Origin of the sequence: Vibrio sp. FE10, from assembly GCF_030297155.1 — a bacterium.
GTDB lineage: Bacteria > Pseudomonadota > Gammaproteobacteria > Enterobacterales > Vibrionaceae > Vibrio > Vibrio apostichopi.
The window spans coordinates 2,462,144-2,477,772 of the sequence record NZ_AP028067.1 but is presented as its reverse complement, the minus strand read 5'-3'; the positions used below and the strand labels follow the sequence as shown (position 1 = coordinate 2,477,772).

Here is a 15,629-nt window from a genome sequence, read left to right as displayed (position 1 = left end):
CTTAGTCCTCCGCTAGCGGTTTAAAGCGACGAAGCTCGGTTAGGCGGTAGCCTGTGTAGTTACCTAGTAGCAAGATGGTCGCTAGAATAACAAGCTGCAAACCAATAAAGTTGAACGTTAAGTGTTGAATGAACGGGTTAGTCATACCTAAGTAAACAAGTACCGCGGTAAATAGTGAGCCGCCACCTTGTAGTACAACTTCTTTCGCGCCTTCTTCTTCCCAAAGGATAGACATACGTTCGATAGTCCAAGACAAGATAATCATTGGGAAGAACGTAATCGATAGACCTTCGGTAAGTCCGATTTTAAATGCGACTACAGTAAATATCGAGATAATCATAATTACCGTAATAATTACGGCGGATATCCTGGCCACGAGCAAGAGGTTGAGTTTGGATAAGTAACTTCGAATTACAAGACCAGTACCAACAATCAGTAGGAAGCCTACAATACCTGTCACCAACTGCGTTTGAACGAATGCCACGGCAATCAGGACGGGCATGAACGTACCAGAAGTCTTAAGACCGATGATAACTCGCAGGAACACAACGATAAGCGCACCAATTGGAATCAGCATGATGGTTTTAAACATCGCTTGCTCTTCTAACGGTAGGCTGTGGATCGACAGGTTCAACAGTTGATCGGCAGAGACTTTACTGCTGGTTGCTTCTGTTGGTGAGATTTCCTGAGCAATCATCGAGAAGTGAACTTTACTGTTCTGGCCGCCCACTACATCTAATAGAGAGACATTTGATTCGTCCCAGATGAGTAAGTTTGGTTGAACTTGTTGCTCGCTAGATTCAGGAGAGAATAGAACCCACTGGTTATTATCCCAAATTTGGTTCATGTGTTGGATTGATTGGCGACGACGTCCGTCTTCCAGCTCAATAACACCGACCACTTTGTTGTGGATTTTAGCGGCAGAAAGTAGCTTGTGTGTCGCTTCCACTTTAGTCATGTTATTCAGAATCAGCGCTGAGTTTTGGCTGTCTGGATCGTTAAGCGTTTTGATTAACTCACGAGTAAAGGTGATGTTATCTGCTGAACGCTTGGTTGCTCTGTCAATCAAAGCAAGAGCTGCAGCTTCTTCAGGACCGTCAAAGCTTGGTTGAGCCACTTCACCTTCTGGAGGTGTTGAAGTAACGTTCGCTTGGCTGTCGACTAAGAACTGTGTCTTGTAGTAGATAGTTTGCGGGCCATCTGCGTGACGAATTGACCACTCAGCACGGCGACCTGAATCTGTATCCAAGTATGAAATGCCGTAGCCTGGTGATGAAGCTGACTCGCCGATAAGTGTAAAGTTAGACTGTGTGTGAGGTGCGGCTAGTGAAACTTTTGCTTCTTTGCCCACTGCATTGAATTCGATACGAGCTTCAATGTCCCAAACCTGATTAGTTTCGCCTGGAGTCCAGGGTACACCGTAGGTTGTATGTCTGAACATACTCAGTGTTATACCTGCTACGATGAGCAGGAAAATTGAGATATAAAATGGAATTCTTGACGTCATAGCTTACCCTACTATTGTTATTTAACTTCCGTTTGTACGTATTTTTTACTTACATCTACTAGCGCTATGTCTTTGATAAATTCGCGCCCTAGTAATACAGGGTGACTCATTTGAGAGCGATCCGCCAATGTAAATTGCGCTTTTTCATGGATTTTTCCAACTTTCACCCATAATTCAATCACAGCTCTACGTTCTGTCTGATCATTGGTTGATTGGCGGATTTTTACAAAACGTACAACAGGTGCTTCAATCCATTTCTGGTCTTCTGGTGATTGTGCTTTATCTGCTAAGTGGAACTTCACCCAGTCTTTACCGTTACGCTCGAATTCTTTGATGTCTACAGCATTTAAAGAAGAGGTTGTTGCGCCGGTATCAACACGTGCATCAAAGCTTTGGTTGATAGAATCAATGGATACTTTTTCGATTCCACCAAGGATGGTCGGTTGTGATGTAGGAGCGATCGGTGGGGTTGCTACTGCTACAGGTTCTTCTTCCTCTAGCTGTTCAATAACTTTGTGTTCCATGCTCGTTAGATGAACATCTAATTGGCTAGAAAGGGTGATGATTTCGTCTTCTAAGCTTTCTATATAATCACTTTGATTGCTGACTTGCAGTTCAAGGTTTTGAACCTTATTTGCGATGTTTGTCTCTGAGCGGGCAATAGCGTCGAGAGTTTCTTGGTGGTAGGCCGCACCGTTGGTGAGGGTACAGCCAGAGAGCAAACCAACCGCCACAATTGGCGATAATCGCTTAAACATAAAAAAACCTTTGGAAATTAGAGAATAGTTCAGACTATTTAGAAGTTTAGCCTACAAAAAAGGATGCGTGAAGCATCCTAATGTAAGAGTCTGGTCATATTGAATCGCAATGTGAGCGCTGCGCCAGTTATCGCCAATTGAAATAGCTCACTTATTAAACATAAGTCAATTTTTGTTCAATTTACGCGCTTTTAAGTCAAAGTTTACTGCGACAGATGTGATGGCTTCATTGCTACCAAAAGCTATTATTCGGTGGTCACCAGAACAATAGCTGCGGAGAACTTATTTACGGCTTTGTCGCCACAAGAACGGCACGTCTCGGTGCTGGATGACCTTCAACTGTTTTACTTGGATCATTCGGGTCTAAGTAATCTGGCAGTGAGTTATGTGTCATCCATTCTGTTGTGCGTTGTTCGCCAACCGTCGTAACATTTTCATCAACGATGCGGACGTCTTCAAAACCAACTTGTTCAAGCCAGCGTTTCAGTGCGCGAGCGGATGGGAAGAAGTACACGTTTCTCATTTGCGCGTAGCGGTCAACAGGCACAAGAACAGCGTTTTCGTCACCTTCAATCACTAACGTTTCAAGTACCAGTTCGCCACCAGATACCAATTGGTCTTTTAATTGGATCAAATGATCGAGCGGTGAACGGCGGTGGTAAAGCACACCCATGCTGAATACAGTGTCGTAAGCTTCCAGTTTTGGCAGCTGTTCAATACCTAAAGGTAACAGGTGAGCGCGTTGGTCATCGCCCATCAGCTTACGGATAGCTTCAAACTGAACAAGGAAAAGGTGCGACGGATCGATACCGACGGTCAAACGAGCACCTTCACCTAACATACGCCACATGTGGTAGCCATTACCGCAACCTACATCGAGTACTGAACGGTTTTTAAGCGGTGAGATATGCGGAAGTACACGGTCCCATTTCCAGTCGCTGCGCCATTCTGTATCGATATGAATGTCATGAACGGTATAAGGACCTTTGCGCCAAGGGTGGAACGTCTTTAATAAGCTCTCTAGCTTTTTAAGTTCACCTGTTTGAAATGGTGTGCTGCTGCCGATAGTCACAGAGTTCTTTAAATCAACTTGATCAGGAACGCCTTGCGGGATCTTATTCAGTGCACGTAACCAACGGTCAAAGTCACCGTGCTCTGCATTTTGCCAATCCGTCAGCTGTTGAGGAAGAACATTGAGCCACGGCTGTAGGCGAGTGTCTTGGGCAATGAGTTGATAAAAATTGGCAAAATTAAACATAGTTTTTCACTGAGTTAATAGGGTCAATAAACCCTAAAATAAAAATTAAATTTGTCATTCCCTACAGTGAGGGACGAACATGATAGGGAATCTCGGTTTATCGTACTTGATAGAGATCCCCAACTCACTCGTTCCTCGCTCTTGAGGATGACGTTTTAGTACGAGCTGATTGGGTATATGCGCTATTTAATCGCGAACATCGAACCGAAGTTGAAGCATTGGAACCACACTTCGCTGCTTGAGAAACCAATCTTTTCAAAACGCTGCTTGTGGACTGGGATAGAGTCTGGACGCATGACATTTTCGATAGCACTGCGTTTCTGGCTGACTTCAAGCTCGCTGTATCCGTTTGCACGCTTGAAATCATGGTGCAGATCGATAAGCAGTTCATTTGAACTTTCATCTTCAAACACAAACTTTTCTGACAGAATCAAAATACCGCCCGGACGTAAGCCTGCATGGATCTTTTCAAGCAGAGCGTAGCGGTCGTCTGGTGATAAGAACTGTAAGGTGAAGTTCAACACAACAACTGAAGCGTCTTTAATCTCGATTTCACGGATATCAGCTTCGATAACTTCGACTGGCGTATCGCTTCGGTAGGCGTTTACATGCAGCTTACAGCGTTCAACCATGGCTTCCGAATTATCGACAGCAAAAATCGTACAGCCTTCTTGCTGGATGTGGCGGCGCATCGACAATGTAGCGGCGCCAAGAGAGCAACCCAAATCGTAGATGTTTGAGTGCGGTTTTACGAAGCGTTCAGCCAACATGCCAATAGCAGAGATGATATTGCTATATCCAGGAACCGAGCGTTGAATCATATCTGGAAATACTTCAGCAACCCTTGCATCAAAGGTGAAATCACCAATTTTATCAATGGGAGCGGAAAAGATATTGTCTTTGTTGCTCATTGCATTCTCTCTCGACAGTCAGCGTAATTGGCACAGAATTCGTACCAAATAAAAGGGGACGTATTTTACGTAAAAAAATCGCTTGTGTCACGAAAACTGAGATTGATGAAAGTGAACGCATGTTAGTGGTTGTTTACCATCAAAACATCGAGATTTGATGGTCACCTTTTTGAGCAGGAAACTCCGCCAAATTAGGCAAGGTTATCTGTGTGTGTTCAGTAACTTGTGTCTGTAACTGCTTATAGATAGCGATCGCAAGCTCAGGTGCGTGATTATTGTCTGGGGTGTGAATCATTAAATAAGGCTGTTTACCTTCATTTAACCAAGTTGGTAATTTCGCGAACCAAGGTTTAAAGAATGTGAGATTGGGTTCCTGGTCTGGATGACCAATAAAGCGAACCATCGGATTGTTTGCCGTCGCAATGGCATGAACCGGAACGCGTGGTTTCTTTTGGTGTGCGTCGATCACCGCTTCTGTGGTTGGTGGTGCGGAGAAAACAGGGCGGCTATCCATGATGATGCGATTGATCCCTTCTTCTATTAACCAATGATTGAAACGTTTTTCGGCATCGCCTTTATCAAAGAAACCAAGGTGACGAACTTCAACGCCGAGCTGCATGTCTTTTGGAAACAAGGTACAAAATTTTTGAAGGGCAGGGAGCATGCTGGGTTCAAAGCTGTGGGGCAATTGAATCGTCCATTGACCAATGCGCCTATGCAGTGGCGACATGGTGAGCAGAAATTCTTTGAGTTCGGCTTGGCAATGTTTTAAGTGCTGCTGGTGGGTGATGAACTTAGGCAGCTTAAACGTAAACTTAAAATCATCGTGACTCGCGGCTTTCCAGTTATTGACCGTTGAGACACTGGGTGTCGCATAAAAAGTCGTGTTGCCTTCGACGGTATGAAAAACTTGGGTGTACTTTTCCAAGCGCTCAGCAGGTTTTGTTCCTTTACCATAGAACTGACTTTGCCACTCAGAATGAGACCACATTGTTAATCCAAGTCTTAAAGGTAAAGTTTCCATCGTCATTACACCGTTAGTTTTCACGCCATTAGTCATTACAAAACGTTTTGAAGTTGAAACGAAAAACTACTGTACGAGACTTTTGCTGATTAATGTACTTTCGAGATATAATTAACGCAATTTTTTCGGTTTTGATGAATCTTTGCGCACTTGATGGGCTAAAAAGCAGCAAAGCCAGATAAAACACAATAAATTCGAATGTGGAAGGTCGATTTTAGGCGAGTTTCCGCGTATAAATGTTCCTTTGCTCTGTTGTGTGGAATGACCACTGACAGCTTGGAAACTAGTAAATAATTAAGAGATTGGGAAATTCATTATGCGTACCCATTACTGTGGTAACCTGAACAAGTCCCTGGCGGGACAAACTGTAGAATTGTGCGGCTGGGTAAACCGTCGCCGTGATTTAGGCGGTCTTATCTTTATCGATATGCGAGATCGTGAAGGCGTCGTTCAGGTTGTTGTCGATCCAGATATGAAAGATATCTTCCCGATCGCTAACCAACTGCGTAATGAATTCTGTATCAAATTTACTGGTGAAGTACGTGTTCGTCCTGACAGCCAAGTAAATAAAGATATGGCGACGGGTGAAGTTGAACTTTACGCAACTGGCCTTGAGATCATCAACCGTTCAGAAGCGCTTCCACTGGATTTCAACCAAACGAACTCTGAAGAACAGCGTCTAAAGTACCGTTACATCGATCTTCGTCGTCCAGAAATGAGTGATCGTATTAAGCTTCGTGCACGTGCTTCTAGCTTCGTTCGTCGTTTCCTAGACGAGAACCTATTCCTAGATATCGAAACACCAGTACTAACTAAAGCGACACCTGAAGGCGCTCGTGACTACCTAGTACCAAGCCGTGTTCATAAAGGTAGCTTCTACGCACTTCCTCAATCTCCTCAGCTGTTCAAGCAACTGCTGATGATGTCTGGTTTTGACCGTTACTACCAAATCGTTAAATGTTTCCGTGATGAAGATTTACGTGCTGACCGTCAGCCTGAATTTACTCAGATCGATATCGAAACATCATTCCTGTCTTCTCAAGAAGTGCGTAACATCACTGAAAAGCTCGTTCACGATATGTGGAAAGAGCTTCTAGATGTTGAACTGGGTCAATTCCCAGTAATGCCATTCTCTGAAGCGATTCGTCGTTTCGGTTCTGATAAGCCAGATCTACGTAACCCACTAGAACTAGTAGACGTTGCTGACTTACTGAAAGATGTTGAGTTCAAAGTATTCTCTGGCCCTGCGAACGACGAAAAAGGTCGCGTAGCGGTAATCCGTGTACCGGGTGGCGCTAAGCTGACTCGTAAGCAAATCGACGGTTACGCAGAGCACGTAGGTATCTACGGCGCGAAAGGTCTAGCTTGGATGAAGGTTAACGACCGTGCTGCTGGCATGGAAGGTATCCAATCTCCAGTTGCTAAGTTCCTAAACGAAGACGTAATCAACGGTCTTCTTGAGCGCACTCAAGCTGAATCTGGCGATATCATCCTATTTGGTGCAGATAAAGCGAACATCGTTGCTGAAGCAATGGGCGCACTTCGTATCAAGCTAGGTGATGACTTAGAGCTAACAGACAAGAAAGCGTGGGCTCCACTTTGGGTTATTGATTTCCCAATGTTCGAAGAAGATGGCGAAGGCAACCTTCACGCAATGCACCACCCATTCACATCACCACTTGGTGTGAGCGCGGAAGAGCTAAAAGCAAACCCAGCAGCAGCTAACTCTGATGCATACGACATGGTAATCAACGGCTACGAAGTAGGCGGCGGTTCTGTACGTATTCACAGCGCAGAAATGCAAACGGCTGTATTCGGTATCCTAGGTATCGAAGCTAAAGAACAGCAAGAGAAGTTCGGTTTCCTACTTGAAGCGCTTAAGTACGGTACGCCACCACACGCAGGTCTAGCATTCGGTCTTGACCGTTTAGCAATGCTTCTTTGTGGTACAGAGAACATCCGTGACGTTATCGCATTCCCGAAAACAACAGCTGCAGCATGTCTATTAACAGATGCGCCAAGCCTAGCAAACCCAGCATCACTGGAAGAGCTAGCAATCGCTGTTAACTTAGCGAAGAAAGAAGACTAATCAAACGATTAAGCTCAACTTTCTAATTAAGCAGTGAGTTTTCGATAGAGCTTAAGTCTTAGATAGCACTTAAGCTTTCAATAAAATTTAGTTTTTGTTAGAACTTTTTCTTTCGCAGAACAACGAAATGCCCGTTAATTTGACGGGCATTTTTTTTTGCGTTCGATATACTAAGCTCATAAAGCATGTATAAATAATCAGTATTTGAAGTTATGTCTATTATCTTAGGGATTGACCCTGGCTCTCGCATTACCGGCTATGGCGTGATTCGTCAAAATGGTCGCCATCTATATTACTTAGGTAGTGGTTGTATTCGTACTTCCGAAAAAGAACTGCCAGGTCGCTTAAAGCAAATCTATGCGGGCGTGAGTGAGATCATTACTCAGTTTCAGCCTGACGTATTCGCGATCGAACAAGTGTTCATGGCGAAGAATGCCGATTCAGCGCTTAAACTTGGCCAAGCGCGTGGCAGTGCGATTGTAGCTGCGGTGAATGCTGATTTACCCGTACATGAATATGCGGCTCGTTTGATCAAACAAGCGGTGACAGGTAATGGTGGCGCTGATAAGTCTATGGTTCAGAATATGGTGATGAGTATGCTTAAACTACCGGCTAAGCCACAAGCCGATGCAGCCGATGCTCTAGGCGTAGCGATCACTCACGCTAACACCAATAAAACCTTGGTCGCACTTGCAGGTAAAGCAACAGGAGCAAGAAAAGGGCGTTACCGTTAAATCTCATTCTATTGTTAGCTCCTAACATTCTGCCTTTTAAGACTATTCTATTGATGAGCCTCACGCCCTGCTTGGCTCATATCAAAACAATGCGCCGCTAAATCCTTGACGAAATGAGATCTTTCGAACATAACCCAGATAATAACATTGCGTATCATTTAACATGTTATTAACATTGGTCGGAGGTCTTACAAGTTAATCAAGGATGATCACTGATGAACCCAATCAAGCTGTGGCGCGCGCTGTTTCTACCCAAAAGTAACGGGTGGAGTAACAACGAAGTCAGACAAGCCGATATCTTATTACTCTTCACTTTTATCGCATTCTTTGTGGGCGTCTATAGCTTAATCAAGTGGACTAAGCATGAAGAGCAACTGCTGGTCGCCACATCTGTATTTCTTATCGTATTCGAACTGATCTCGGCACTGCTACTCCGCGTGACGAGTAAACCGAGCCTTGCCCTTAACTTTGGTTTTGTCGGCATGGCTGTCCACGCGTTGAACATCATTTATCAAAGCGGTGGGGTAGTGGCTTCCACTCAAGCTTATTGGGTGCCTTTGTTAGTGGTCGCTTTTTTCTTATCGGGGACTCGAATCGTGGCTTTGGTGTGGAGCGGGCTGGTTGTCGGTGTGTCATTGTTGATGACGTCTGCACATCTCAATGGATTTGCATTTCCTCAGCTTGAGCTAACCCCTGATGCGGTAGTGGTTGAAACTTGGTCTGGCGTGATCATGCCGTTGGTGGTGATCTGCATTGCTCAAGCTTTTACCGCTAAGCAAAAAGAGGTGGCAATCGAAATGGCAGAGGAGGCGATTTCAGAAAGCCAACATGTTGCTAACCAAGCAACGCAAAGCGAAGGCCGACTTTCTATCGTGCTCGACCAAGCCAATTCGAATTCAGAGAGCCTACAAGGTGTTTCGGTTCATTTGGATCAGCAGTCACAAGACTTGCATGCTCAAGTCGAAGTGTTGAATATCAATTGCGAATCTCAAGCGAGCGCCGCAGAAGAGATGAGCCAACAACTCCATCAAATGACTCAAGGCATCGAAGAATCTAATTCATTTGTGGGTGAACTGAAAGAGCGCAGCGAAGCGGTGGGCACCAAAGCGCAAAAAAGCTCAGAGTCATTAGAAGCCTCAACCGATGCGATCAGCCAGATCATTCAAAGTAATCAAGAAATCATGAAAGTCGCTGATTTGATTACCTCGGTTGCTGAGCAAACCAACTTATTGGCTCTCAATGCTGCAATTGAAGCTGCGCGCGCGGGTGAACAGGGGCGAGGCTTTGCTGTGGTCGCGGATCAGGTGAGAGAGCTATCGGCGAAAAGCAGTCATTCAGCAATAGAGATTCGAACGTTGTTAGACCGCAGTAAAGAAGAAGTTGAACACGGCAGAGCAATCATCGAAACCACGGCGAGCGAGATGAACGGCATTATCTCAGAGGTGCAAACCATATCAACAGATGTTAATCAGCTCACCAATATTATGGCAATGCAGATGGACTCGTTGAAAGAGCTCGATCTCGCCAGTTCAGAAGTGGCTCAAAGCGTGGCGGAAACTAAATCGGTGTCAGGTTTAGTCGCTAATTATGGTTCTGAGCTAACAGGTCATGTTACTTCGGTTAAAGAACTGGTTGCGAGCTTGAACAGCGTGGTCTCGCAAGCTAAGCAAGCCTAAATAATTCACTTCAAAAAACACAAAGAACTGGATAAGTATCCAGTTCTTTTATATTCTGTCCTTCAAATTAAATTCCATCAAGAGAGTGAATTGTGATCGGACGTCTCCGCGGTACATTAATAGAAAAACAGCCACCTGAATTATTGATTGAAGTCAGTGGTGTTGGTTATGAAGTCCAAATGCCAATGAGCTGTTTTTATGAGTTACCAAACGTAGGCGAAGAAGCAATTATCTACACTCATTTTGTGGTACGTGAAGATGCTCAGCTACTTTATGGTTTTAACACCGTTAAAGAGCGCGCCTTGTTCCGTGAAGTGATCAAAGCGAATGGTGTCGGCCCTAAACTTGGTCTTGGTATCCTTTCAGGCATGACGGCAAGCCAATTCGTTCAAAGCGTTGAACGCGAAGATATCTCAACACTGGTTAAACTGCCGGGTGTTGGTAAGAAAACGGCAGAGCGTCTGGTTGTTGAAATGAAAGACCGCCTCAAAGGGTGGGGAGCAGGTGACTTGTTTACGCCTGCAACGGATGCAGCGCCAATGGACTCGATGCCAGCGGCTCACGATGCTGAAGAAGAAGCAGTAAGCGCACTACTTGCGTTGGGTTATAAACCGACTCAAGCCTCTAAAGTTGTTGCTCAAGTGGCTAAAGATGGCATGACCAGCGAACAAGTGATTCGCGAAGCACTGAAGTCGATGGTTTAATACCTCGTATACTTGTTCTACAAAATAGACTCATTCACTTTGCCTGTGCGCAGAGTTAGGAATAACAGAATTTATGATTGAAGCCGATCGCCTGATTGCACCGGATAATCCGGTCTTTAAAGATGAAGATGTTATCGACCGTGCAATACGTCCAAAGGCGCTAGCCGACTATCAAGGTCAGGACCACGTTCGTAACCAGATGGAGATTTTCATTCAAGCCGCTCAAATGCGAAATGAAGCTCTGGATCATCTGTTGATTTTTGGCCCTCCCGGTTTAGGTAAAACCACGTTGGCGAACATTGTTGCCAATGAAATGGATGTGAGCATCCGTACGACTTCAGGTCCGGTTTTAGAAAAAGCGGGCGACTTAGCCGCGCTATTAACCAACCTCGAAGAAAACGATGTGCTTTTCATTGATGAGATCCACCGCTTAAGCCCTGTGGTTGAAGAGGTTCTGTATCCAGCAATGGAAGATTACCAACTGGATATCATGATTGGTGAAGGCCCAGCGGCTCGCTCTATTAAGATCGACCTTCCTCCTTTTACTCTGATTGGCGCAACCACTCGTGCTGGCTCACTGACATCGCCATTACGTGACCGTTTTGGTATTACTCAGCGTCTTGAGTACTACAAGGTTGAAGACCTTCAAAACATCGTTCAGCGCAGCGCAGATTGCCTTGGACTTTCATTGGAGTCGGATGGGGCATTAGAAATTGCTCGTCGTGCTCGTGGTACACCGCGTATCGCGAACCGTTTATTACGTCGCGTTCGAGATTACGCGGAAGTGAAAGCCGACGGACATATTTGCCCAGAAGTGGCGGATAAGGCACTCAACATGTTGGACGTGGATGCCAAAGGTTTTGACTACATGGATAGAAAGCTTCTACTTGCGATTATGGAGAAGTTTGGTGGTGGTCCGGTCGGTATCGACAACATGGCAGCCGCGATTGGTGAAGAAAAAGATACGATTGAAGATGTATTGGAACCGTATTTGATTCAGCAGGGCTATCTGCAAAGAACACCAAGAGGTCGAATTGCTACCGACAGAGCGTATTTACACTTCGGAATAGATAAGCCTTCTAATCGTTAACTTATTCATTTCTAAAGATCCCAGTTGCATAAGCGCTGGGATTTTTTGCTTTTTACTGAATAACAACTCTTTGAGCGAGTCGGTAAAAAGGTCGAAAAGGGCGCTTCAAAAATGAAAACTTTGATTGCAGGTTTGATTTGGGCAACAAAAAATGAAATAAGTTGTCATATTTTTTGTTAATACTTTATAGGTAGTTGTAATTCGTATGTTGAGGCGGTGCTGAGCTTTTGTCACAGATATCATGCGCTGTTATTAAGGCAAGCAGAATTGGTGTGATTTTAATCATGATTGTACAAAAATAACTCTAATTTGCTCGAATAAATTTGATACAAATCAACGCAGGGTTCTCCCATAAACCTTTTGAAACATACTGATTTTACCAGTAATATTAGCGCCAGCTATATTAGCTCATGCTTAACAATAATCTAACTATAACGGTACGTTTTTGCTACAAATTTCAATTTGTAATAACAATTATATAAATTGTTTTAACATGGATTTTTGCGGTGAATTATCACACAAGTGTCATTCAGCCGACACAAAGGAGTTACCATGATTGATGTTGTTGATCTGTCGCGATTGCAGTTTGCATTTACAGCGATGTATCACTTCCTATTTGTTCCACTGACCTTAGGTATGGCATTTCTTCTTGCCATTATGGAGTCAGTATATGTAATGACGGGCAAACAAATTTACAAGGACATGACCAAGTTCTGGGGTAAATTGTTTGGTATTAACTTTGCTCTTGGTGTAGCGACAGGCTTAACCATGGAGTTTCAGTTTGGTACAAACTGGTCTTACTATTCTCACTACGTTGGAGACATCTTCGGTGCTCCGCTAGCTATTGAAGCGCTTGTTGCATTCTTCCTAGAGTCTACTTTTGTTGGTCTTTTCTTCTTCGGTTGGGACAGATTGTCAAAGCGTCAGCACTTAGCGGTAACGTGGTTAGTAGCACTAGGCTCTAACTTCTCAGCGCTATGGATCTTGGTAGCAAACGGCTGGATGCAAAACCCAGTGGGTGCAGAATTTAACTTTGAAACCATGCGTATGGAAATGGTGAGCTTCGCTGAAGTTGTACTAAACCCAGTAGCACAAGTTAAATTTGTACACACAGTGGCGTCTGGTTACACAACGGGTGCAATGTTCATCCTTGGTATCAGCTCATACTACATTCTTAAAGGTCGTGACCTTGCCTTTGCTCGTCGCTCTTTTGCGATTGCAGCATCTTTCGGCATGGCGGCGATCCTGTCAGTAATCGTGCTAGGTGATGAATCTGGTTACGAGCTTGGTGAAGTTCAAAAAGTGAAGCTCGCTGCGGTAGAAGCAGAGTGGCACACTGAAGAAGCTCCAGCCGCATTTACTGTTTTTGGTATTCCAAACCAAGAAACAATGAATACTGACTACGCAATTAAAATCCCTTACGTAATGGGTATCATCGCAACGCGTTCGCTTGATACTGAAGTAACGGGCCTGCGTGACCTACGTGATGATCACGTTGATCGTATCCGTACTGGTATGTACGCATACGAGCTGCTTGAAAAGCTACGTTCTGGTGACAAATCTGAAGAAAACATGGCAGCGTTCGACGAAGTGAAAGGTGACCTAGGTTACGGTCTGCTTCTTAAGCGCTACACAGACGACGTTGTTGATGCAACAGAAGATCAAATCCAAATGGCTGCGGATGATTCTATCCCAACAGTTTGGCCTCTATTCTGGTCGTTCCGTCTGATGGTTGCTTGTGGCTTCATCATGCTGTTTGTATTCGGTGCAGCGTTTGTTCAAACGTGTCGTCAGAAGATCGAACAGAAACCATGGGTACTTAAAGCGGCGTTGTTCTCAATTCCACTACCTTGGATTGCGATTGAAGCAGGTTGGTTTGTTGCTGAGTTTGGTCGTCAACCATGGGCGGTTGGTGAAATCCTACCGGTTAACGTGGCTGCATCAGCACTAACTATTGAACAGCTTTGGACTTCTCTATTCGCGATTCTGGCACTGTACACAGTGTTCTTGATTGCTGAAGTTTACCTAATGCTGAAATTCGCACGTAAAGGTCCAAGTAGCTTAAAGACAGGCCGTTACCACTTCGAACAAAACGATAACTCTGTTGAAGACAAAGTTAGCCGTTCAGTCGAAGTATAAGTGAGGGAATATTATGTTTGATTACGAAAGCTTACGACTTATTTGGTGGGTATTGATCGGTGTTCTACTGGTTGGTTTCGCCGTAACTGATGGCTTTGATATGGGTGTTGCAGCCCTTTCACCTGTTATCGGTAAGAGCGACACTGAACGTCGTATTATGCTCAACACGATTGCCCCTCACTGGGATGGCAACCAAGTTTGGCTAATTACGGCTGGTGGTGCATTGTTTGCTGCATGGCCTTTGGTTTACGCGACGTCTTTCTCTGGTTTCTACTTCGCAATGTACGCGACGTTAGCAGCGCTTTGGTTACGACCACTTGCTCTTGATTACCGTTCTAAGATTGAAGATCCAAAATGGCGTAAAACATGGGACTACGCACTTTGCTTTAGTGGCACAGTTCCGCCAATCATTTTCGGTGTGGCATTTGGTAACCTACTACAAGGTGTTCCATTCGAACTGAACGAATTCATGATGTCTAAGTACCATGGTACGTTCTTCGCTCTGCTTAACCCGTTTGCATTGCTTTGTGGCGTGTTGGCTCTGATGTTGTTCGTGATGCAAGGTGCAACATGGCTTCAAATGAAGACAACAGAAGAACTGCACAGCCGCGCTCGTAACGTTGCTCAGATCACGGGTGTTATTGCTATTGCTCTGTTTATTATTGGTGGCTTCTGGGTTCAATCTATCGAAGGCTATGTAATCACAAGCACTATCGATACGTTTGCTGACTCAAACCCGCTAAATAAAGAAGTATCACTTCAAGTTGGTGCTTGGATGACAAACTTCGAAACGTATCCAGCAATGTGGGCTGCGCCGATTCTTGGTGTAGCAATGCCGCTACTTGCTGTGATTGCATCTCGCTTTGAGCGCGGTGGTTTCGCATTCTTGTTCTCAAGCCTATCGAACGCTGGTGTTATCTTAACGGCTGGTTTTGCAATGTTCCCATTCGTAATGCCATCGAGCCTGAATCCAAGTCAAAGTTTGACTATGTGGGATTCAACAGCGAGTGAACTAACACTTGGCCTAATGACTGCGGTTGCGGCGGTAATGGTTCCTGTGATTCTTTGCTACACGACTTGGACATACTACAAAATGTTTGGTCGTCTAGATAAGAAACACATCGAAGATAATGACGTTTCAGCTTACTAAGCTAGAAGTTAAATAACTTAGGAGAAATTTTATGTGGTATTTCGCATGGATTTTGGGTGTACTTCTAGCATGTGCATTCGGCATCATCAATGCTCTTTGGCTTGAGCATTCAGAAATGATGGATAAAGACAGTGAGTAATCTCGCAGAGCAAGTTGCTAAATTGCATCAACCAATGGATAAGACTCTGCTAAGAGCCTTATCCCTAATATTGGGTTTCATGCATGTTGGTTTAGTAATGTGGGATCCTGAAACGTACGCGGCAAGCATCGGTGGCTTTAACGCTATCATTGGGCCTATGTTCATCTGGGCAGTATGCTCGAGCATGGTTTATGGTATCGGTTTTAAGCCAAGAGCTTGGATGTGGCAGTTGTTATTCAGCCCTTACGTTTCACTCACGATTTTGCTCTATCTAACAGTGCTGCGCCTTATCTAAATGGGGTCGTGGACTAGGTTTATAACGAAGTAAACCTAGGTAGTTGTTGGGTTTTTAGCCAAAAAGAGGTCATCTTATACAGATGGCCTTTTTTTTCGTCTTTCAAATCAAATAAATCACTGCCATATACTTTTAATGATAAAGAGTTAGGTTAT

At 44.4% G+C, this 15,629-nt stretch carries 14 protein-coding genes; 9 read left to right on the top strand and 5 right to left on the bottom strand.

The genetic code is table 11. The features are described 5' to 3' along the window. Position 1: 1 nt before the first annotated feature. The 5 genes from QUF19_RS11030 to QUF19_RS11010 form a co-directional block, all read right to left on the bottom strand. On the bottom strand, positions 2-1,507 hold the full coding sequence (locus QUF19_RS11030) for an inactive transglutaminase family protein (RefSeq protein ID WP_286293292.1): 1,506 nt from the start codon (positions 1,505-1,507) through the stop codon (positions 2-4). A 17-nt stretch (positions 1,508-1,524) separates the two neighbouring features. Continuing rightward, positions 1,525-2,265 carry an ATP-dependent zinc protease family protein gene (locus QUF19_RS11025; RefSeq protein ID WP_102361408.1) on the bottom strand — a complete coding sequence of 247 codons (741 nt, stop codon included), beginning with the start codon at positions 2,263-2,265 and terminating at the stop codon, positions 1,525-1,527. A gap of 286 nt (positions 2,266-2,551) precedes the next feature. Further along, complete coding sequence (gene cmoB, locus QUF19_RS11020) at positions 2,552-3,523, bottom strand: tRNA 5-methoxyuridine(34)/uridine 5-oxyacetic acid(34) synthase CmoB (protein WP_017105756.1); 972 nt, start codon at positions 3,521-3,523, stop codon at positions 2,552-2,554. A 182-nt stretch (positions 3,524-3,705) separates the two neighbouring features. Further along, positions 3,706-4,434 (bottom strand): carboxy-S-adenosyl-L-methionine synthase CmoA, encoded by a 729-nt coding sequence (gene cmoA, locus QUF19_RS11015; protein ID WP_017105755.1) that lies wholly within the window; start codon positions 4,432-4,434, stop codon positions 3,706-3,708. 139 nt (positions 4,435-4,573) lie between these two features. After that, a complete protein-coding gene (locus QUF19_RS11010) occupies positions 4,574-5,458 on the bottom strand; it encodes a DUF72 domain-containing protein (RefSeq protein WP_286293283.1) in 885 nt (294 codons plus the stop codon). A gap of 316 nt (positions 5,459-5,774) precedes the next feature. Between QUF19_RS11010 and aspS the strand changes: the two genes are divergently transcribed. From aspS to ybgE, 9 genes are all read left to right on the top strand, one after another. Then, positions 5,775-7,547, top strand: coding sequence for an aspartate--tRNA ligase (aspS, locus tag QUF19_RS11005; RefSeq protein ID WP_017111038.1), 1,773 nt, complete (start codon positions 5,775-5,777; stop codon positions 7,545-7,547). 212 nt (positions 7,548-7,759) lie between these two features. Continuing rightward, positions 7,760-8,281, top strand: a complete 522-nt coding sequence (gene ruvC, locus QUF19_RS11000) for a crossover junction endodeoxyribonuclease RuvC (RefSeq protein WP_004736470.1) — start codon at positions 7,760-7,762, stop codon at positions 8,279-8,281. 215 nt (positions 8,282-8,496) lie between these two features. Then, the gene (locus tag QUF19_RS10995; RefSeq protein WP_286293278.1) at positions 8,497-9,957 is read left to right on the top strand and encodes a methyl-accepting chemotaxis protein; all 1,461 of its coding nucleotides are present in this window, start codon (positions 8,497-8,499) and stop codon (positions 9,955-9,957) included. Positions 9,958-10,049: 92 nt separating this feature from the next. Further along, positions 10,050-10,661: a Holliday junction branch migration protein RuvA gene (gene ruvA, locus QUF19_RS10990; protein ID WP_286293274.1), complete on the top strand. Its 612-nt coding sequence runs from the start codon at positions 10,050-10,052 to the stop codon at positions 10,659-10,661. Between the two features lie 73 nt (positions 10,662-10,734). Next, on the top strand, positions 10,735-11,751 hold the full coding sequence (gene ruvB / locus QUF19_RS10985; protein ID WP_286293272.1) for a Holliday junction branch migration DNA helicase RuvB: 1,017 nt from the start codon (positions 10,735-10,737) through the stop codon (positions 11,749-11,751). Positions 11,752-12,303: 552 nt separating this feature from the next. Further along, positions 12,304-13,890 carry a cytochrome ubiquinol oxidase subunit I gene (gene cydA, locus QUF19_RS10980; protein ID WP_192889012.1) on the top strand — a complete coding sequence of 529 codons (1,587 nt, stop codon included), beginning with the start codon at positions 12,304-12,306 and terminating at the stop codon, positions 13,888-13,890. A gap of 13 nt (positions 13,891-13,903) precedes the next feature. Then, positions 13,904-15,040 carry a cytochrome d ubiquinol oxidase subunit II gene (gene cydB / locus QUF19_RS10975; protein ID WP_286293269.1) on the top strand — a complete coding sequence of 379 codons (1,137 nt, stop codon included), beginning with the start codon at positions 13,904-13,906 and terminating at the stop codon, positions 15,038-15,040. Between the two features lie 31 nt (positions 15,041-15,071). Next, positions 15,072-15,179: a cytochrome bd-I oxidase subunit CydX gene (gene cydX / locus QUF19_RS10970; RefSeq protein WP_000270284.1), complete on the top strand. Its 108-nt coding sequence runs from the start codon at positions 15,072-15,074 to the stop codon at positions 15,177-15,179. Further along, positions 15,172-15,474 carry a cyd operon protein YbgE gene (ybgE, locus tag QUF19_RS10965; RefSeq protein WP_017111034.1) on the top strand — a complete coding sequence of 101 codons (303 nt, stop codon included), beginning with the start codon at positions 15,172-15,174 and terminating at the stop codon, positions 15,472-15,474. The genes cydX and ybgE overlap by 8 nt, the downstream gene beginning before the upstream one ends. Positions 15,475-15,629 lie beyond the last annotated feature (155 nt).

Excerpts from the sequence above, each read along its gene's own strand:
- QUF19_RS11030 (WP_286293292.1), bottom strand. The coding sequence starts at position 1,507 with ATGACGTCAAGAATTCCATTTTATATCTCAATTTTCCTGCTCATCGTA.
- QUF19_RS11025 (WP_102361408.1), bottom strand. The coding sequence starts at position 2,265 with ATGTTTAAGCGATTATCGCCAATTGTGGCGGTTGGTTTGCTCTCTGGC.
- cmoB (WP_017105756.1), bottom strand. The coding sequence starts at position 3,523 with ATGTTTAATTTTGCCAATTTTTATCAACTCATTGCCCAAGACACTCGC.
- cmoA (WP_017105755.1), bottom strand. The coding sequence starts at position 4,434 with ATGAGCAACAAAGACAATATCTTTTCCGCTCCCATTGATAAAATTGGT.
- QUF19_RS11010 (WP_286293283.1), bottom strand. The coding sequence starts at position 5,458 with ATGGAAACTTTACCTTTAAGACTTGGATTAACAATGTGGTCTCATTCT.
- aspS (WP_017111038.1), top strand. The coding sequence starts at position 5,775 with ATGCGTACCCATTACTGTGGTAACCTGAACAAGTCCCTGGCGGGACAA.
- ruvC (WP_004736470.1), top strand. The coding sequence starts at position 7,760 with ATGTCTATTATCTTAGGGATTGACCCTGGCTCTCGCATTACCGGCTAT.
- QUF19_RS10995 (WP_286293278.1), top strand. The coding sequence starts at position 8,497 with ATGAACCCAATCAAGCTGTGGCGCGCGCTGTTTCTACCCAAAAGTAAC.
- ruvB (WP_286293272.1), top strand. The coding sequence starts at position 10,735 with ATGATTGAAGCCGATCGCCTGATTGCACCGGATAATCCGGTCTTTAAA.
- cydA (WP_192889012.1), top strand. The coding sequence starts at position 12,304 with ATGATTGATGTTGTTGATCTGTCGCGATTGCAGTTTGCATTTACAGCG.
- cydB (WP_286293269.1), top strand. The coding sequence starts at position 13,904 with ATGTTTGATTACGAAAGCTTACGACTTATTTGGTGGGTATTGATCGGT.
- cydX (WP_000270284.1), top strand. The coding sequence starts at position 15,072 with ATGTGGTATTTCGCATGGATTTTGGGTGTACTTCTAGCATGTGCATTC.